This window comes from Pseudomonas sp. SWRI99, from assembly GCF_014270125.1.
Lineage (GTDB): Bacteria > Pseudomonadota > Gammaproteobacteria > Pseudomonadales > Pseudomonadaceae > Aquipseudomonas > Aquipseudomonas hamedanensis.
The window spans coordinates 228,359-248,202 of sequence record NZ_JABWQR010000004.1; the positions used below are offsets into that span (position 1 = coordinate 228,359).

The 19,844-nt window shown below is 59.3% G+C and carries 13 protein-coding genes; 10 read left to right on the forward strand and 3 right to left on the reverse strand.

What is annotated here, in order from left to right; all coding sequences use genetic code 11:
• Window positions 1-31: 31 nt before the first annotated feature.
• From HU743_RS05185 to HU743_RS05225, 9 genes are all read left to right on the forward strand, one after another.
• On the forward strand, window positions 32-313 hold the full coding sequence (locus tag HU743_RS05185; protein ID WP_186546400.1) for a peptidylprolyl isomerase: 282 nt from the start codon (window positions 32-34) through the stop codon (window positions 311-313).
• Between the two features lie 131 nt (window positions 314-444).
• Entirely contained in the window at window positions 445-2,313 is a 1,869-nt protein-coding gene (locus tag HU743_RS05190; protein ID WP_186647361.1) for an extracellular solute-binding protein, read from the forward strand.
• Entirely contained in the window at window positions 2,313-3,380 is a 1,068-nt protein-coding gene (locus tag HU743_RS05195) for a microcin C ABC transporter permease YejB (RefSeq protein ID WP_186619076.1), read from the forward strand. The genes HU743_RS05190 and HU743_RS05195 overlap by 1 nt, the downstream gene beginning before the upstream one ends.
• A complete protein-coding gene (locus HU743_RS05200) occupies window positions 3,380-4,402 on the forward strand; it encodes an ABC transporter permease (protein WP_186647363.1) in 1,023 nt (340 codons plus the stop codon). The genes HU743_RS05195 and HU743_RS05200 overlap by 1 nt, the downstream gene beginning before the upstream one ends.
• Before the next feature lie 9 nt (window positions 4,403-4,411).
• Window positions 4,412-5,986, forward strand: a complete 1,575-nt coding sequence (locus HU743_RS05205; RefSeq protein WP_186647365.1) for an ABC transporter ATP-binding protein — start codon at window positions 4,412-4,414, stop codon at window positions 5,984-5,986.
• A 130-nt stretch (window positions 5,987-6,116) separates the two neighbouring features.
• Window positions 6,117-7,523, forward strand: a complete 1,407-nt coding sequence (locus tag HU743_RS05210; protein WP_186647367.1) for a sigma 54-interacting transcriptional regulator — start codon at window positions 6,117-6,119, stop codon at window positions 7,521-7,523.
• A gap of 286 nt (window positions 7,524-7,809) precedes the next feature.
• Entirely contained in the window at window positions 7,810-9,201 is a 1,392-nt protein-coding gene (locus HU743_RS05215) for a GntP family permease (protein WP_186623275.1), read from the forward strand.
• A 7-nt stretch (window positions 9,202-9,208) separates the two neighbouring features.
• Window positions 9,209-9,982: a 3-hydroxybutyrate dehydrogenase gene (gene hbdH / locus HU743_RS05220; RefSeq protein ID WP_186546407.1), complete on the forward strand. Its 774-nt coding sequence runs from the start codon at window positions 9,209-9,211 to the stop codon at window positions 9,980-9,982.
• A 150-nt stretch (window positions 9,983-10,132) separates the two neighbouring features.
• Window positions 10,133-12,088: an acetoacetate--CoA ligase gene (locus tag HU743_RS05225; RefSeq protein ID WP_186647369.1), complete on the forward strand. Its 1,956-nt coding sequence runs from the start codon at window positions 10,133-10,135 to the stop codon at window positions 12,086-12,088.
• Between the two features lie 38 nt (window positions 12,089-12,126).
• Here HU743_RS05225 and HU743_RS05230 read toward each other — a convergent pair whose 3' ends face one another.
• From HU743_RS05230 to HU743_RS05240, 3 genes are all read right to left on the reverse strand, one after another.
• Window positions 12,127-13,929 (reverse strand): hypothetical protein, encoded by a 1,803-nt coding sequence (locus tag HU743_RS05230; RefSeq protein ID WP_186647371.1) that lies wholly within the window; start codon window positions 13,927-13,929, stop codon window positions 12,127-12,129.
• A 134-nt stretch (window positions 13,930-14,063) separates the two neighbouring features.
• Complete coding sequence (locus HU743_RS05235; RefSeq protein ID WP_186647373.1) at window positions 14,064-15,893, reverse strand: hypothetical protein; 1,830 nt, start codon at window positions 15,891-15,893, stop codon at window positions 14,064-14,066.
• A gap of 122 nt (window positions 15,894-16,015) precedes the next feature.
• Window positions 16,016-17,125: a PilT/PilU family type 4a pilus ATPase gene (locus tag HU743_RS05240; protein WP_186647429.1), complete on the reverse strand. Its 1,110-nt coding sequence runs from the start codon at window positions 17,123-17,125 to the stop codon at window positions 16,016-16,018.
• 129 nt (window positions 17,126-17,254) lie between these two features.
• On the opposite strand from HU743_RS05240, the gene HU743_RS05245 reads away from it, so the two are divergent.
• Window positions 17,255-19,792 (forward strand): PAS domain-containing sensor histidine kinase, encoded by a 2,538-nt coding sequence (locus tag HU743_RS05245; protein WP_186647375.1) that lies wholly within the window; start codon window positions 17,255-17,257, stop codon window positions 19,790-19,792.
• Window positions 19,793-19,844 lie beyond the last annotated feature (52 nt).

Here is a 19,844-nt window from a genome sequence, read left to right on the forward strand (position 1 = left end):
CTTTACTGATAAATGATTGGAGAGTTTTCCCATGGCTAAAGCCACTGCCCGCCACATCCTGGTTTCCAGCGAAGACAAGTGCAACGAACTCAAGGCCCAGATTGAAGGCGGTGCCGACTTCGCCGAAGTCGCCAAAACCAACTCCAGCTGCCCGTCCAGCCGTCAGGGCGGCGACCTGGGTTCGTTCGGTCCTGGCCAGATGGTCAAGGAGTTCGACACCGTGGTGTTCAGCGCACCGATCAATGTCGTACAAGGCCCGGTGAAAACCCAGTTCGGTTATCACCTGCTGGAAGTGACCAGCCGTCAGGACTGATGTTGAACTGATTGCGCGCAACGGCCCGCCCTTTGGTGGGCCGTTGTGTTTCAGTTACACATGCGACTGGCGACTGGCGCGCCTCTCGCGTACAACTTGCGCTTATCGATTTCCCGGTTCCAAGGCTGACGATGCGACTGGTTTTCCCGACATTGATGCTCACCGCCCTCGCACTCTTTTCGAGTGTCGCCAGCGTGAACGCTGCCCCACAACACGCGTTGACCGTATACGGCGAACCCGCCAAATATCCTGCCGGGTTCAGCCACTTCGACTACACCCATCCGCAAGCGCCGAAAGGCGGCACGATGCGCCGCTCGGCACTGGAGATCGGCCACTTCGACCATCTGCTGCCCTATATAGACAAAGGCATCGGCGTTACCCAGATCGACGGTCTGCTGTATTCGCCACTCGCCCAGCGCTCGCTGGACGAGCCGTACACCGTCTACGGTCTGGTGGCGCAGAAGATGGAGCGTTCAGACGATGGCCTGTCGCTGCGCTTCTTCATCAACCCCAAGGCGCGTTTTGCCGACGGCAAGCCGATCACCGCCGAGGACGTGCGCTATACCTATGACCTGCTGATGACCCAGGGCAGCCTGCGTTATCGCACCCAGTTTGCCGACGTCAAAGGCGTCGAAATCGAGGCGCCGCTGATTGTGCGCTTCGACTTCAAAAGCAACGAAAACCGCACCCTGCCGCTCGATATCGCAACCCTGCCGGTACTCCCAGAGCATTGGTGGAAGCATCGCGACTTCGCCGGCGGCGGAGGTTATGAACCCCCGTTGGGCAGCGGGCCATATCGGGTGGGCAAAGTCGATTCCGGGCGCAGTATCACCTTCGAGCGCAACCCCGACTGGTGGGGCAAAGACCTGCCGGTCAGTCGCGGTTTGTACAACTTCGACCACTTCAGCATCGAGTACTTCGGCGATACCGACGTCGCCCGTCAGGTTTTGCGTGGCGGCGCGTACGACTACAACCGCGAATTCTCCGCCACCGGTTACTCGATCGGCTATGACAGCCCGGCCCTGAGTGACGGTCGCTTGCAAAAGGCGCATCTGGCCACCGAGGCACCACAGTCGGCGCAGGGTTTTGTGTTCAATCTGCAAAAACCGATGTTCCAGGATCGCCGCGTGCGTCAGGCGCTGGCAATGCTGTGGGATTTCGAATGGAGCAACCGGCAGATGATGCGCAATCTGTACATTCGCCAGCAGAGCTATTTTTCCAACACCGCCCTCGCCGCCCGGGAACTGCCCGACGCAGCGGAACTGAAAATCCTCGAACCGCTGCGCGGCCAGGTGCCTGACGAAGTCTTCAGCAAGGTCTTCGAAGCCGCGAAGACCGATGGCAGCGGCATCATCCGTGACAAACAACTGCAAGCCCTCGAACTGCTTGAGCAGGCCGGCTGGAAGCCCGACGGCGATCAACTGGTCAATGCCGACGGCGAGCCGCTGAGCTTCACTTTTCTGGTCAGCCAGAACGGCATGGACCGCCTGTTGCTGCCCTACAAGCGCACGCTGAAACAGATCGGGATTGACCTCAACATCCGCCGGATCGACTCCTCGCAATACGTCAACCGACTGATGAGCCGCGATTACGACATGATCGTCACGGGCTATCCCGTGTCGACGTCACCGGGCGGCGAGTTGCTCAATTACTTCGGCTCGGTGTCGGCGAACGATCCGGGGGCCAACAACTACATGGTGTTGAAAAACCCCGCCGTCGATACCCTGATCAACGGCCTGATACGCGCATCGACGCAATCCGACATGCTCCACTATGCCCACGCGCTGGACCGGGTCCTGCAGTGGAATTACTACTGGATTCCCAACTACTACCCGCCCGGTTCCTCGACGGTCTGGTGGAACCGCTTCGGCATCCCGTCGGTTCAGGCCAGCAATGACGAAGCCATCGAGAGCTGGTGGGAAATCAGCACCACAGCGCTGACCAACCAGCAGATGACCGCCGAGAAAATCGCTCGCGGCAGACCCGGAGGGCCGCGCTGATGTGGGCCTACATTCTGCGGCGTCTTCTGCTGATCATCCCGACACTGGTGATCATCCTGCTGGTCAATTTTGTGATTATTCAAGCCGCGCCCGGCGGCCCGGTCGAGCAGGCCATCGCCCACCTGCAAGGCATCGGCGGGGCCGGGGCCAGTGTCGGCGGTGGCGCGAGCGAAACCCTCAGCGGCACGTCCCGCGCCAGTCGAGGCCTGGACCCGCAACTGATCAAGGACATTGAAAAACAGTACGGCTTCGATAAACCGGCCCACGAACGCCTGTGGCTGATGCTGAAAAACTATGCGCAACTGGACTTCGGCAAAAGCTTCTTTCGTGGCGCCACGGTGACCGATCTGATCCTGGAAAAGATGCCGGTGACGATTTCCCTCGGCCTTTGGGCGACCTTGATCACCTATCTGGTGTCGATTCCGCTGGGCATCCGCAAGGCCGTGCACCATGGCAGTCATTTCGATATCTGGAGCAGCACGGCGATCATCATCGGTTATGCGATGCCGGCTTTCCTGTTTGCGATGTTCCTGATCGTGGTGTTCGCCGGTGGCACCTCGCTGAACTGGTTTCCGGTGCGCGGCCTGGTCTCGGACAACTTCGAGTCGCTGTCGACGCTGGGCAAGATCGCCGACTACTTCTGGCATCTGGTGTTGCCAGTGACGGCGTTGGTGATCGGCGGATTTGCCACGCTGACGATCCTGACGAAGAACTCGTTTCTGAATGAAATCACTCGCCAGTATGTGGTGACCGCAAGAGCCAAAGGCCTGAGCGAGCGCCGCGTTCTGTACGGGCATGTGTTTCGCAATGCAATGCTGCTGGTGATATCAGGCCTGCCCCAGGCTTTTATCAGCGTGTTCTTTGCCGGCTCATTGCTGATCGAAGTGATTTTCTCCCTCGACGGTCTCGGACGCATGAGCTACGAAGCGGCGGTGTCGCGCGATTATCCCGTGGTGTTCGGCTCACTGTTCATCTTCACCTTGTTCGGCCTTTTGATAAAACTGATCGGTGACCTCTGCTACACACTGGTGGACCCGCGTATCGACTTCGCTGCGAGGAACGCCTGATGTTCAAGCTTTCCCCGCTGGGCCGTCGACGCTTTGAGCGTTTCAAGAAAAACCGCCGCGGATGGTGGTCGCTGTGGCTGTTTATCGGACTGTTTGTCATGACGCTGGGCGGTGAGTTGATCGCCAACGACAAACCGCTGATGGTCAGTTATCAGGGCCAGTGGTATTTCCCGGTGTTCAAACGCCACACCGAGCAGGCATTCGGCGGGCAACTGCCGTTCCAGGCCGATTACCGCAGCGACTACGTGCAGAACCTGATCCGCAAGGACGGTGGCTGGCTGCTGTTTCCGCCGATTCCGTTCAGTGACGACACCCCCAATTACGACTTGAACAAACCGGCGCCGAGTCCTCCGACAACGGTCAACTGGCTGGGGACCGATGACCAGGCGCGCGACGTGTTGGCACGGGTGATCTTCGGCGCACGGGTTTCGATCCTGTTTGCCTTGCTGCTGACGTTGGTCAGTGCGCTGATCGGCATCGCCGCCGGGGCGCTGCAAGGCTATTACGGCGGTTGGGTCGACCTGCTCGGCCAGCGTGTACTTGAGGTCTGGTCGGGACTGCCGGTGCTGTATCTGCTGATCATCCTCTCGGGTTTTGTCGAACCCAATTTCTGGTGGCTGCTCGGGATCATGGCGCTGTTTTCATGGTTGGCCCTGGTGGATGTGGTGCGCGCCGAATTCCTGCGCGGGCGCAACCTGGAATATGTCAAAGCGGCGCGCGCATTAGGCCTGACGGACCGCAAGGTCATTTTTCGGCACATCCTGCCCAATGCCATGAACGCGACGCTGAGCTATCTGCCGTTCATTCTGACCGGGGCGATCTCGACCCTGACTGCACTGGACTTCCTCGGCTTCGGCATGCCTGCCGGCAGCGCCTCGCTGGGTGAACTCATTGCCCAAGGCAAACAGAATCTGCAAGCGCCATGGCTCGGGCTGACCGCGTTTTTCACTCTGGCGCTGATTCTTTCCCTGTTGGTTTTCATCGGCGAAGCGTTACGTGACGCCTTCGACCCTCGATCCTGAAGCGTGGCCATGACCGATAACCTGATTGAAATTCGTCATCTCACCGTCGCCTTCCATGGCCAGCCAGTGGTGCGTGACCTGTGTCTGGACATTCGTCCCGGCGAATGCCTGGCCCTGGTTGGCGAGTCGGGCTCGGGCAAATCGGTAACCGCGCATTCGATCCTGCAATTGCTTCCCGAAGCCGAGGCGCACACCACTGGCAGCATTCGCTATCGCGATCAGGAGCTGCTTGGGGCCGACCCCAAAGTGTTGCGGGAACTGCGCGGCAATCGCATCGCGATGATTTTTCAGGAGCCGATGACCTCGCTCAATCCACTGCACACCATTGAAAAGCAGATCGGCGAAACCCTGCTGCTGCATCGTGGCCTCGGTGGCAAGCAAGCGCAGCAACGCATCCTGGAACTGCTCGGGCTGGTCGGCATTCAGAAACCTGCCGAGCGGCTCAAGGCTTACCCGCATCAACTGTCCGGCGGCCAACGCCAACGGGTGATGATCGCGATGGCCCTGGCTTGCGAACCGGAGCTGCTGATTGCCGACGAACCGACCACGGCACTGGATGTCACCGTGCAGCGCAAAATCCTGCTGCTGCTCAAATCGCTACAGAAACGGCTGGGCATGTCGCTGCTGTTGATCAGTCACGACCTTAATCTGGTGCGCAGCATTGCCCAGCGGGTCTGCGTGATGAAAGCCGGCGAGATTGTCGAGCAGGCGCCGTGCGAAATCCTGTTCACTGAACCAAAACACCCTTACAGCTGCGTGCTGCTCAACGCCGAACCCGAGGGCGAGGCATTGCCTCGGGACGAACGCGAAAACGTGCTGGAAGTCGACGACCTCAAGGTCGAGTTTGTCGTCGGCGGCGGGCTGTTCCAACGCAAGCAATACCTGCGCGCCGTGGACGGCATCAGCCTGAGCATCCAGCGCGGCAAGACGCTGGGCATCGTCGGCGAGTCCGGCTCTGGCAAGTCCACGCTGGGTCAGGCGATCCTGCGCCTGCTCGACTCCGAGGGCAGCATTCGCTTTCAGGGTGAAGCGCTCGACGGTCTCAATCAGAAACAACTGCGCCCGTGGCGTCGGCAGATGCAAGTGGTGTTTCAGGATCCGTTCGGCAGCCTCAGCCCGCGCATGTCGGTGGCGCAAATCATCAGCGAAGGCCTGGAAGTGCACTGCGCATCGAGCGCCGATGAATGCGACGCGCAAGTGATCCGCGTGCTCGAGGAGGTCGGACTCGATCCACAAAGTCGCCATCGCTACCCCCATGAGTTCTCGGGTGGGCAACGTCAGCGTATCGCCATTGCACGGGCACTGGTGCTGAAACCGGCGCTGATCCTGCTCGACGAACCTACCTCGGCGCTCGATCGCACCGTGCAGAAGCAAGTGGTCGCCCTGCTCCGCCAGCTTCAGGAAAAACATGGCCTGACCTATTTGTTCATCAGTCATGATCTGGCAGTGGTGCGCGCGCTGGCGCACGACATGATTGTGATCAAGGACGGCCAGGTGGTCGAGCGCGGTGCCAGTCATGACGTGTTCGACAACCCGCAGCACCCGTATACCAAAGAGCTGTTGGCGGCGGCGCATCCGGGGTAGGCATAATTGGCGCTCGGCTTGAAACCGCGTCGCGGCCTTCGCGAGCAGGCTCGCTCCCACAGGGTAATTGGGGCAGCGAGCCTGCTCACGAAAGGCCGGCACTGGCAACACACAATCAGGATCAGCCTTCATGAACACCACCGAAAGCCTCAAGGACTATCAACGGGTGCGCACCCTGGCGATCCGCTCACTGTTCGAAATCATCGAGCAGTCGAGCGAAGGCACGGTGATTGTCGACCGCGACGCCAATATCGTCTGGATGAACGAGCGCTACGCCCGGCGGTTCGGCCTCGAGTCGGCGGCAGGCGCGATCGGCAAAGCCTGTGAAAGCGTGATCCCTGGCAGTCTGTTGCGTGAAGTGGTGCGCACCGGGCGCCCGATTTTGCTGGACATGCAGGACACGCCGAAGGAACCGTTGGTAGTGATGCGCCTGCCGATTCACGACGACGCCGGCACGGTGATCGGCGCGATCGGTTTCGCGCTGTTCGACGAGCTGCGCACGCTGTCGCCAATGCTCAAGCGCTACCTGAGCATGCAGGAAGAACTCGCCTCGACCCGCTCCCTGCTGCGTGCCCGCCAGACCAAATACAACTTCGCCCATTTCATCGGCACCAGCGCGGCCAGCCTCGAAGTCAAACGCCGGGCGCGGCGCAGTGCCAGTGCCGACTCGCCGGTGCTGTTGCTGGGGGAAACCGGAACCGGCAAGGAACTGCTCGCGCAGGCGATCCACAGCGCTTCGCCCCGCGCCCACAAAGCCTTCGTCAGCATCAACAGTGCGGCCATTCCCGAGGCGTTGCTGGAAGCCGAATTTTTCGGCACGGCACCCGGTGCTTTCACTGGCGCCGACCGCAAGGGCCGCACCGGCAAACTGCAGATCGCTCAGGGCGGGACGTTGTTTCTCGACGAGATCGGCGACATGCCGCTGCCGCTGCAAAGCAAATTGCTACGCGTATTGCAGGAGAAAGAGTTCGAACCGGTCGGTTCCAATGAGGTGATCCAGAGCGACGTTCGGGTGATCGCGGCTACTTCGACGGACCTGCAGGCGGCGATCAAGCGCGGCGAATTTCGCGCCGATTTGTACTATCGCCTTAATGTCCTGCCGATTCACGTACCACCGCTGCGCGAGCGCCTGGATGATTTGCCGGCGCTCAGCGAAGCGATCCTTGAAGAACTGCGCAGCCAGCATGAATTGCACCGTGACGCGCTGGCGTTGCTCGGGGAGCATGCCTGGCCGGGGAACATCCGCGAATTGCGCAATGTGCTGGAACGGGCGGCACTGCTCAGCGACGACCTGATCCTGACGGAAAGTGATCTACGCGCGGCCATTGGCACTTTAACGCCGGTCGAGCGCAGCGCTGCGCCGCCGGTGCCAACGCTGACCGGGGAAACATTCGCTCAGGCGCGAGCACGATTCGAGCGGCAATTGATTGAGTCGACCGTGGCGCAATGCGCGGGGAAAGTCCCGGAGGCTGCGGTTCGGCTGGGACTTGGACGCTCGACGCTGTACAAAAAAATGGTGGCGCTGGGGCTGGCTTAGTCTCCATATCGAGATATTGCATCTCACTTTAAAGACAAGAGCAAAAGCTTCGCGAGCAAGCCCGCTCCCACAGGAAAACCGGGCTCCAAATGTGGGAGCGGGCTTGCTCGCGAAGGCGCCGTTCCAGACAGCACAAGTCTCAAGGAAGAGACAAAAAGCAAAAATCCAGCTTCGAAAAACAACAAACACCTTTATATTCAATAGCTTAGCGATATGGCACAGTTCTCGCTAAAGCCTCTCCACACCCGTTCCACCCACAAAAATAACAATTCTGGAGAGACACACCATGAGTGTGATCATTGCCTTGGCAGCCCTGGCGCTGCTGATGCTGGCCGCCTACCGTGGCTACAGCGTTATCCTCTTCGCCCCGATCGCCGCCCTCGGCGCGGTCCTGCTCACCGACCCGTCCGCCGTGGCGCCCGCCTTCACCGGGGTGTTCATGGAAAAAATGGTCGGCTTCATCAAGCTGTACTTTCCGGTGTTCCTGCTCGGTGCGGTATTCGGCAAGCTGATCGAACTGTCTGGCTTCTCGCGCTCGATCGTCGCCGCCGCCATTCGCGTGCTCGGCACCCGGCAAGCGATGCTGGTGATTGTGCTGGTCTGCGCCGTGCTCACCTACGGTGGCGTCTCGCTGTTTGTGGTGGTGTTTGCGGTGTACCCGTTTGCCGCCGAGATGTTTCGCCAGAGTAATATTCCCAAGCGCCTGATCCCGGCGACCATCGCCCTCGGCGCATTTTCCTTCACCATGGACGCCCTGCCCGGTACGCCGCAGATCCAGAACATCATCCCCAGCACGTTCTTCAACACTACCGCCTGGGCGGCACCGTGGCTGGGCGTGATCGGCACGATTTTCGTGTTCTGCGCCGGCATGCTGTTTCTGCAACGTCAGCGCAACAAGGCACAACGTGCGGGCGAAGGTTACGGCACCGAGCTGCGCAACGAACCGGAAACCGCTGAAGACCTGCAACTGCCAAATCCGTGGATCGCCCTCTCGCCGTTGCTGGCGGTGGGCATCATGAATCTGCTGTTCACCCAGTGGATTCCGCAGTGGTACGGCAAGACCCACAGCCTCGCGCTGCCGGGCATGAGCGCACCGGTGACCACGGAAATCGCCAAGCTCACCGCCATCTGGGCCGTGCAGGCCGCATTGCTGGTCGGCATCCTCATGGTGCTTGCGTTCGGCTTCAAGGCGATTCGCGCCAAACTCGCCGAGGGCAGCAAAAGTGCGGTCAGCGGCGCATTGCTGGCGGCGATGAACACCGCGTCCGAATACGGTTTCGGCGCGGTGATCGCCTCGCTGCCAGGCTTTCTGGTGTTGGCCGACTGGCTCAAGCAAATTCCCGATCCGCTGGTCAACGAGGCGATTACTGTCACGCTGCTGGCCGGCATCACCGGCTCGGCGTCGGGCGGCATGAGCATTGCGCTGGCAGCGATGTCCGAGCAGTTCATCAGCGCGGCTCACGCAGCCAATATTCCGCTGGAAGTGCTGCACCGCGTGGCCGCGATGGCCAGTGGCGGCATGGACACCCTGCCGCACAACGGCGCGGTGATTACCCTGCTGGCGGTGACCGGCCTGACACACCGCGAAGCCTATAAAGACATTTTCTGTATTACGCTGATCAAGACCCTCGCGGTTTTCGTTGTGATCGGCACCTTCTACGCCACTGGCATTGTGTGAGGTATTCATGACCCTTCTTTCGGGCAAGACCGCATTGGTTACCGGCTCCACCAGCGGCATCGGCCTGGGCATCGCCCTGAGCCTGGCCAAGGCCGGCGCCAACCTGATCCTCAATGGTTTTGGCGATGCGTCGAAGGTGATCGCCGAGGTCGGCCAGTACGGCGGCAAGGTCGGTCATCATCCGGCGGATGTGAGTGATCCGGCACAAATCGCCGACATGGTTGCTTACGCTGAACGCGAATTTGGCGGCGTCGATATTCTGGTCAACAACGCTGGCATTCAACATGTCGCGCCGGTGGAAGAGTTCCCGGTCGAGCGCTGGGATTCGATTATCGCGATCAACCTGTCTTCGGTGTTTCACAGCACCCGGCTGAGCCTGCCGGGGATGCGTGCGAAAGGCTGGGGCCGGGTCATCAACATCGCGTCCGTGCACGGTCAGGTCGGTTCGACCGGCAAAGCTGCCTACGTGGCCGCCAAACACGGAGTAATCGGCCTGACCAAAGTGGTTGGCCTGGAAACGGCGACCAGCAATGTCACCTGCAATGCCATTTGCCCGGGCTGGGTGCTGACGCCGCTGGTGCAAAAACAGATCGATGATCGCGCGGCCAAAGGTGTCGATCCGCAACAGGCGCAGCATGATCTGCTGGCCGAGAAGCAGCCGTCGCTGGAGTTCGTCACGCCTGATCATCTGGGCGAGCTGGTGTTGTTCCTGTGCAGCGAGGCTGGCAGCCAGGTGCGCGGGGCGGCGTGGAATATTGACGGTGGGTGGCTCGCGCAGTAACCGCGCTCCCCTGTAGGAGTGAGCCTGCTCGCGAAAGCGGTTTGCCAGTCAACGCATCAGTGACGGTCAGTGCGCTATCGGCGGAACGCCGCCCGGAACAGGCTCACTTCCACAAAGAGCAATGCGTAATCTGATAAAAAGAGGCAAACCATGTCCGACATCCTCTGGCAACCCGATGCCAACCGTATCGCCCGTTCGCGCATGGACGCGTTCCGGCGCTTTATCAATCAGCGTCATTCGTTGCACCTTGCCGACTACCCTGCCCTGCATCAATGGAGCATCGATCAGCGCGAAGCGTTCTGGCAGGCGATCGTCGATTTCTTTGCTATTCACTTTCATTCGCAACCCGACGCCGTGCTGCGCGAAGGCGCCCACATGCCCAGCGCCGAATGGTTTCCCGGCGCAACACTGAATTTTGCCGAGCATTTGCTGCGTCGTCGCGACGATGCCGTCGCTGTGGTCGCGGTTGCGGAAAACGGTCAACGCGAACAGTTGACCTGGGATGAACTGGCCCGCCAGGTCGGCGGGTTCCAGGCCAGTCTGCAAGCGGCCGGCGTCGGTCTCGGCGACCGGGTGGCGGCGTGCATGCCCAACACTTGGCAGACGCTGGTGGCAATGCTTGCAACCACCAGCCTCGGCGCGATCTGGTCGTGCTCGTCGCCGGACTTCGGCACCCAAGGGGTGATTGATCGCTTCGGCCAGATCGAGCCCAAGGTGCTGATCACCTGCGCAGGGGTTCGCTATGCCGGCAAGGACATCGACCAGACGAGCAAGCTCAATGAAATCCTCGCGCGACTGCCGTCGCTGCAACAATTGATCGTCGTGCCTTATGCGCGGCCGCAGGCCCGCAGCGACGACTATCGCACGTCGGCCAACGTCACGTTGTGGGACGATTTTTATCAGCCCGGCGCAATCCCCCACTTCGTCCCGGTGCCGTTCGCGCATCCGCTTTACGTGCTGTACTCCAGCGGCACCACGGGCGTGCCCAAATGCATCGTCCACAGTACCGGCGGCGTGTTGTTGCAGCACGTCAAGGAACACGGTTTGCACGTCGACCTCAGTGCCGGTGACCGCTTGTTCTACTACACCACCTGCGGCTGGATGATGTGGAACTGGCTGGTCTCGGCCCTCGCGGTCGACAGCGCCGTGGTGCTGTATGACGGTTCGCCGTTTCACCCAGGGCCGGAACGTTTGCTTGAACTGCTCGAAGATGAGCGCATCAGCGTATTCGGCACCAGTCCGAAATACCTCGCGACGCTGGAAAGCAGCGGCGTCAAACCGCGACAAAGCCATGACCTGAGCAGCCTGAAAACCCTGCTCTGCACCGGCTCGGCGTTGTCGCCACAGAGCTATGACTTCGTCTATCGCGACGTCAAGGCCGACGTCTGCCTGGCCTCGATGTCCGGCGGTACCGACATTGTTTCCTGCTTCGTCAATGGCAACCCGCTGTCGCCGGTAAGGCGCGGCGCGATCATGGGCAAAAGCCTGGGAATGGCGGTTGAAGTATGGAACGACGCCGGTCAGCCGGTGATCGGCGAAAAAGGCGAGCTGGTGTGTACCCGGCATTTCCCGGCGATCCCGATCGGCCTGTGGAATGATGCTGATGGAGAAAAACTGCGCAAATCCTATTTCAGTCTGTTTCCCGGCGTCTGGGCGCAAGGCGATTACGCCGAGCAATTGTCCGACGGCGCGATGATGATTCACGGCCGCTCCGACGCGGTACTCAATCCCGGTGGCGTGCGCATTGGCACAGCGGAGATCTACCGACAGGTGGAAAAGATCAGCGAGGTGCTGGACTGCGTCGCTATCGGTCAGCAATGGCAGGATGACGTTCGGGTGGTGTTGTTTGTGCGCCTCAAGGACGGCGTGCTCCTGGATGAAGCGCTGCAACAGCGCATTCGTCAGGTCATCCGCGCCAACACCACCGCGCGGCATGTGCCGGCGAAAATTGTGAAGGTGGCTGATATACCGCGCACCCTCAGCGGCAAAGTGGTGGAACTGGCCGTCAGAAATGTGGTGCACGGTGAGCCGGTAAAAAATACCGATGCACTGGCCAATCCCGAAGCGCTGGAACACTTTCGGGATCGGCCGGAACTGGCGATTTGATCAGGCATTGACAGAGCGCCAATCACACTCTTAAACGATCACGCCTGTTTGTTCAGCGTGATCAGTACAGGTTCGACAATGGGCTCGCCACCGCTGGCCTTGAGCGCAGCGACGATGATCGTGATGTTACGATCATAGGTGGCTTTGTCAGTGCGAAGCTGACTCAGCAAAGACGTCGCCACCGCCAGGGAGTCGGCATTGGCAAAGGCTCTGGACGGTGCATGACAGACCGTACTTTCCTCCGACACCGGCATGCACCCTGCGGCAATATTGAGCAACGGAGCGACATCGAGTCGCTGCGCGTTTTCGCTACCGCTCGCCGCCTCGGTAGCGAAGCTGACGTCATCGGTTTGCGCACTGGCGCGGAAGAATTCGTGCAGCAGGTCATCGGCTACTACGTCATGGTTAAAGCCCAGACTGACGAAATGCTTGTTGAGGTTTTTAGTATGGAACTCAATAAACGCTATATCTTTTCCGTCGCTGGCGCGCGCCGCTTTCCAGCGTGCGTAGTTGTTCACGTCCAGCTCGGCGATTGTACTGGTTTCCTTGAATGAATCGAGAAGGATGTTGTTCAGGGAAAAGTCTGGAAACTCGAAGTTGACCACGGCCAGGCAATCCAACAGTTGATTGGAAGTCAGTGCAGAGGCGTCGCCGAAAAATGACTTCATCACTGCACTGCAGTCGCGGTTAATGTCTGCGGTTTTAAGGGCATTAATGGCGTTATCGACCTTCCCTTGCGCATGAGGCAGGCTTTGCTCGATGAACTGTCGCGTATAGCTCTGCGGCAGCGTTTTCGCTGGTTGCGGCAAATTCAACGGCGCTTTGTAGGAAAAGCCATCCAATGGCTTGCCCCAGACGTTACCGCGGCGATTCAGGGCATACCATTTGTTGCCACGGCGACCAGCCAACACAGCGACATCGGCCACCGAGCCACGCGGCCGCCAGTTGCCCAAACCCGCTTGCGCGTGACCAGCGCTATCGAACAAGTCGAGGGTTTTGCGCCCGCCACTGAGCTTGTGCAGCTGCTTGTTCGCCTTGACCAACACCTCGCTGGCACTTGTACTGAACGACAGCAGCCCCTTGCGCACCAGTTTGCCACCGGCCATCAGACCCGAGGGCACACCGTCGAGCGGGTTGAACAGAGAGAATGCTGTAGAAAACACCAGTTTTGTGAAGCGCGCAGCTTTTGCCATCGTCGACATGGCTTTGGCAGAGATGCTGATCGCCTTCGCGTGAAACCCCGCTACGGTTCCCACCAGACTGATGCCATCGATCAAACAGCCATAAATCCCATCGGTCACCCTGTCCTGTTCACCCGAGGCAATGTTTTCGATGCATTGCTTGAACGGCACCACCAGGTTGATGAAATAGTCGACCAGTCGTTCGGTTCGATCCCGGCTCAGTTCAAGGGCCGTCGGCGTGCGAGCCAGCTCTCTGAGGTCTCGAGCATTGAAGAACGGTCGATGTTTGACGAGGAATTCGGCAATACGGGCGACACTCGGATCATTGAACCGTTGATAAAAACCCTGGGCGGGAATCGCCGATGCTGCTGGCTCCTCCAGCACGCCAAAGTAATCTATCACTGCCATGCTACTGGTGACCGAAGGATCTGGCGCGACACCATGGGTATGACATTTCACATTGAGCGGCATGGCTGTCGGATAGGTCAGTGTCAACTGGAAGGTCAGATCCGCCGGCCAGCTCATTCTCGAACGCTGTTGTTCGATTTTCTTCTCTCTAATGATCAATTCGCCCAGCGCATCGTTCTTGCGCATTTCGGCGCGGGAGGTGAACAGTTCGTAGCAAATGAAAGAGTCGTTGTGAGAGGCGAACATCACCACACCGAAACGCCCGGTTGCTGCGTCTCTGGATTGTTGCGTTTCCCGGTCGACATCAAAACTTATTGGACCTCCAATACGACGAGTATTTCTGTAAATCGCCGATTCGCGCACCGTGAAGAAGTGTATGGGTGCATTCAGGAAGATGTGCAGGTCCGCCTGGGGGATTGCGCCAGCGCGAGTTTCACTGTCGATAACATGGCCCTGTCGAGATCCTGGCGATACACCGCCAACTGCCGATCCAGTTGCACGTCGCAGGGTATAAGTTTTAGCAAGGCTGGATATTGCTGGAGCAGGCTGGTGCTTACCGGTTCGTGGCGCGTGACCGGCAAGCCGCCGACGAAACCGCTAAAACTCACGACGCGCCTGTCCCATTCGCCGGTGACCAAGTCACCCGATTGATGCAATTCGACCATGGAAGCCATAAACTTACCGTTATGCTCGCATAGCACTTCTTCGTCGATGAAATCGCAATCCGGCACGGCGGCCTTCAATGCATCCCGAGAAATCTTGACTCGGTTGGGCAACGGCTTGGTGAAAGCCTGGGCGATATGGTCGAAAGCTTGCGTGTGTAGTTCGAAGGCTTCAATCGCGCGTTCAGTACTCGCTTCTTCTGCCCGTTCAATCTCAGTGCTCGTCACCACTTCATTGAGCAGCGCCCAATCGACGATTGGATCAATCATGGCCAGATCGCGCAGCTGCCTCTGTGCGTCACTTATTGGTTTCAGCTCGGCATAAGCCATGATCTGGGCGTAGGTCAGCGCGCGCGATGCGCCGGTTTTAACCGCCTCGACCAGCGCGACGCCGCGGCTGAAACTGACCCATGCAATCGACCCCATGACGACGGTCTGGGGAATTTCCCTGACTACAAGTTCCGGAGCGGTGCGGGCCAGCAACAGATGCGCTGCCAACGGCGCCAGACGTGGATCCACGGATATCCTGGCGCGCAGAAATGCCGTCAGGTCATCGAGGACGGCCGAAGGATGGCGATCAACGTAAGTGGGCGCATACAGTTGGAATCCGGCGATTTTGCGGCGCTGACAAAAGCTTTCGATGGAGGGATCCAGATCCAGCAACAGGGCTGTCAGCAGCAACTGCGGCAGAACCTGTTCAGAGATCTCTTCTCCTTCATTTGCACCAAACCACCCCAGTTCTTTCAGATACTTTTGCGCGAGCGCTCGGGCAACCGGGTAATTGACATACTCGACAATACGTTGAGCCGCATTGTCGTGGGAAACCGCAGCGTTACCCGTCACGTTGTACAGTGCGGAAAGAAGCTTTTTCCCAGGAAGAAGTTTGTTGGTCGCCTTACGAATTTCCGGAAACTCTTGCTCGGGCAACGTGGCTAATCCGCGATGGTCGGTTTCAAAATGTTCCCAGTAATTGGCTGGTTCCTGAACCTGAGGATCGAAGTTGAGCAAGGCGAGCAGATTTCTGACTTTCGCATTGCTCTCCGGGATATCAATCTCATGAAACTTGAACCACTGGTCCATCGTGATAAAAAGATCAGGCCATATATACCCACCGGCTGCCTCGGCCATATCAGTGATCAACTTCAAAGTCGCAAGCGTCGATCGACTGGATTCAAAATGGCCGGCGGCGATCAGATCCACCCAGCCGGCAGGGGCACGCACCTCCATTTTACCGTCGGCTGTCACACGCACGAGACCGTCATGGTCGCTCGCCCGCTCTTGTGACAGCGCGCTGTTTACCGGAACGGTTTCAAGTAATTGATTAAGCAGACGCGTGCCGGGATTGTATATTTCGTACAGCGAAGAACCTTCCTGCAACTCCAGTTCATGGGCATACCACTTGATCGTCTGATCATCGGAATAGGTATTCAATGCCTCCTCCAGCTGCGCAATCATCAAGCGACGCTCGGCGGCATCGGCGTCACTTCTTAGTTGCGATTCGACAATCAAGGCCTCTGTCGACCAGACCGACTTATTCTTCTCTACGACACTCATAAAACAACCTCATCAAGTTAATAAGCTGGTGATTCAGCTCGATGACGTTGTACTTGCCCAGATTTCTATCTACCACTCTTAAACCATTAAACAGTGTTTCAACAGAGCATCTTCAATAAACTTCAGTCGATCAACCCCCACTCACCTGAGTTGGGCTCACTGGTGTTTTTAGTCTCCAAGGCAAACTTCATGCGCAACTTTAGATTATTCACTGAGTCGGCATGCTTTAGCGCCTCTTCTTCGCTGACGGCACCCTCTGAGACCAAGTTAAACAAGGCTCCATCAAAGGTTTGCATACCAAGCTCCGCGGACTTTTCCATCATCGATTTGAGCTCTCCGAACTCACCTCGTCGAACCAGATCGGCGATGGTCGGCGTGCCCAGCAGCACCTCGACAGCCGCCCTTCTCTGACCGTCGAGGGTGCGCACCAGTCGCTGCGAGATAAAGGCTTTCAAGTTATTACCCAAGGCGTGCAACAGCTGCGGACGACGTTCTTCAGGGAACAGATTGATGATCCGGTCCAGCGCCTGATTGGCGTTGTTGGCGTGCAGCGTCGATAACACCAGGTGGCCGGTTTCCGCGAAGGCCAAGGCATGTTCCATGGTTTCGCGGTCACGGATCTCGCCGATCAGGACTACATCCGGCGCTTGGCGCAGGGTGTTTTTCAACGCGGCGTGAAAACTGCGAGTATCGACGCCGACCTCACGCTGATTGACGATCGAGAGTTGATGCCGATGGATGTACTCGATCGGATCTTCAATCGTCACAATGTGCCCGGCGCTGTGACGGTTACGGTGATCGATCAATGCCGCCAGCGAGGTCGATTTTCCCGAATCGGTGGCGCCGACGAACAGGATCAGGCCCTGCTTGAGCATGACGGTATCACGCAGTACCGGGGGCAACTTGAGGTCTTCGAAGCGTGGAATATCAAGCTTCACGTTGCGAATCACAATGGATACGTCGTTGCGTTGCTTGAACACGTTGACTCGAAAGCGGCCAATACCGGCCAGCGAAATGGCCAGGTTCATTTCCAGCTCACGGTCGAACACCTGGCGCTGCTCGGCATCCATCAGGGCGTTGGCAATGGCTGCCACTTCACCGGGTTTGAACGGCTGCTCGCTCAACGCTATCAATACGCCTTGAAACCGCGCACTGGGTGGCGCTCCCGTGGACAGGAACAGGTCCGAGCCATGCTGGTTGGCCAGCCGTGTTAACAGCACATCGATTTCCATGGTCAAATTCACCCACCGGCTTGAATATTCAGACATGGCCCGCTGCTGTGGCGCAGCGGTACATTGAGCGTCTACCCTCTCGAAGAATAGTAGACGCCGCCTCACCGAACGACGCTCAGGATCGACGCAATGAACGCTGTACCCAGCAACGACGACGCCCAGGCACTGATCGCCCGCACCGACTGGAGCAACACCCCGCTGGGTGCCGCCAGTCAGTGGCCGCAAAGCCTGCGCACCGCGGTGGACATCGTGATTCACTCGCCAATGCCGATGCTGTTGTTGTGGGGACCGCAACTCACGCAGATCTACAACGACGGCTTCGCCATGCTGGCCGGCAGCAAGCACCCGCACGCTTTCGGGCAACCGGCACACCAGATGTGGCCGGAACTCAGAGCCTTTACCGACCCGATCTACAGCGCCGTCCTGCAAGGCCAGGTGCGTACCTACAGCGAGCGCCGCTTCACCCTGCTGCGCGATGGCCAAGAATCCGACGTCTGGCTGGATCTGACCTACAGCCCGATCCGGGATGAAACCGCGCAAGTGGCGGGCATCCTCGTCACCGCCATTGAAACCAATGAACGCCGACGAATTGCCCTGGAGTTGCAGCAGCGCTCCGAAGAAAGCCTCAAGGCTCAGCACGAGTCCGAAGAGCGCCTGCAACTGGCGCTGGCCGCCACCGACGCAGTCGGCACGTGGGACTGGAACATTGCTGAAGACCGGTTTATCGCCGACGCGCATTTCGCCCAGTTGCACGGTGTCGATCCGGCCATGGCCAGCCAGTTGCCGATCAGCGATTACCTGCAAGGCGTCCATCCGGAAGACCGGGCGATGGTCGCGCGCGGCATCAAGCACTGCATCACCCACGGCACCGAATACGCCGAGGAGTATCGCCTGCTGCAACCCGATGGCGAGTTGCGCTGGGCGTTTGCCCGCGGCCGCTGCTACAAGGATCACCATGGCCGGCCGACCCGTTTTCTCGGCGCGGCGCTGGACCTGACCGAGCGCAAACACACCGAACAGGCCTTGCGCCAGAGCCAGACCGAGCTGCAACTGATCATCAACGCCATGCCGATCCTGATCAGTTACGTCGACCGCGAAGAACGTTTTCGCCTCAACAACGCCGCTTACCTGGACTGGTATGGTCTGACACCGCAAGAACTCTATGGCCGCACGATCCGCGAGGTGATCGGCGAAGAGGCCTACTTTCTGCGCGCGCCGTACATCGCCGAGGCGCTCGCCGGCCGGTCCTGTTCATTCAGCCTCTACACAACGCACCGTGACGGCAGCAACCGCCACGCCCTGATGAATTACCTGCCACGCCACGGTGCCGATGGCGCGGTCAACGGTTTCTATATTTTTGTGATCGACGAAACCGAGCGTAAAAAAACCGAAGAAGCCCTGCGCAATCTCAACGAAACCCTGGAAGAGCGCGTCAGCGCCCGCACCGAACAATTGGCCCAGGCCAACCAGCGCCTGCAGAACGAGATGTTCGAGCGTGAGCGCGCCGAGGACGCCTTGCGCCACGCGCAAAAAATGGAAGCGGTCGGCCAGCTCACCGGCGGCATCGCCCATGACTTCAACAACATGCTCACGGGGATCATCGGCAGCCTCGACCTGATGCAGCGATACATTGCCGACGGTCGCGCCGATGAGATCGGACGGTTCACCGAGGCGGCGGTGTCCTCCGCCAACCGTGCCGCCGCCCTGACCCATCGCCTGCTGGCCTTCTCGCGTCGCCAGTCGCTGGATCGCAAGACCCTGGACGTCAACGAACTGATTCACTCCCTGGAAGATCTGATCCGCCGGACCAAGGGCGATCCGATCGAGCTTAAATTGCGCCTGGCCCACAGTGTATGGCCGGTCAGCACCGACGTCAGTCAACTGGAAAACGCCTTGCTGAATCTTGTGATCAACGCGCGGGATGCGATGCCCCACGGGGGCGAGTTGCTGATCGAGACCGCCAACGTCTACCTCGACGGCAACGACATCACCACGCTTGAGCCGGTCAAGGCCGGGGACTATCTGATGCTGGCGGTCAGCGACAACGGCACCGGGATGACCCCCTCCGTGCGCGCCAAGGCCTTCGACCCGTTCTTCACCACCAAGCCCATCGGCCAGGGCACCGGGCTCGGGCTGTCGATGATTTACGGTTTTGCCCAGCAATCGGGCGGCCATGTCAGCCTCGACAGCTTGCCCGACCAAGGCACCTGCGTGCGCCTGTACTTGCCGCGCCTGTACCTGCAAATGCCGGAGCAGGCACCTGTCGAGACGATCACTGCGCCTTGCACGGCGACGTCCGGGGAAACCGTCGTGGTGGTCGAAGACGATCCGGCCGTGCGCATGTTGGTGCTGGATTTGCTCAAGCAACTGGGTTACCGGGCGTACGAAGCGGTCGACGCCACCGCTGCGCTGGCGCTGCTGGACACCGTTGCCCAAGTGGACCTGCTGGTCACCGATGTAGGTTTGCCGGGCATGAACGGTCGACAGCTGGCGGAAATCGCGCGGCAGCAGCGCCCTGGTCTGAAAGTATTGTTCATGACCGGTTATGCGCAGATCGCCGCGGAACGCCAGGGCTTTCTCGAAGAGGGCATGGACATGGTCGCCAAACCCTTTGCGCTGGAACGCCTGGCGAGCAAGATCCGCACGATGATCAACCAGACGGTGTGACTTGAGGCATAATCCCGCGCCCCGCCGTCACCCCGTTATCAGGTACTGCCAC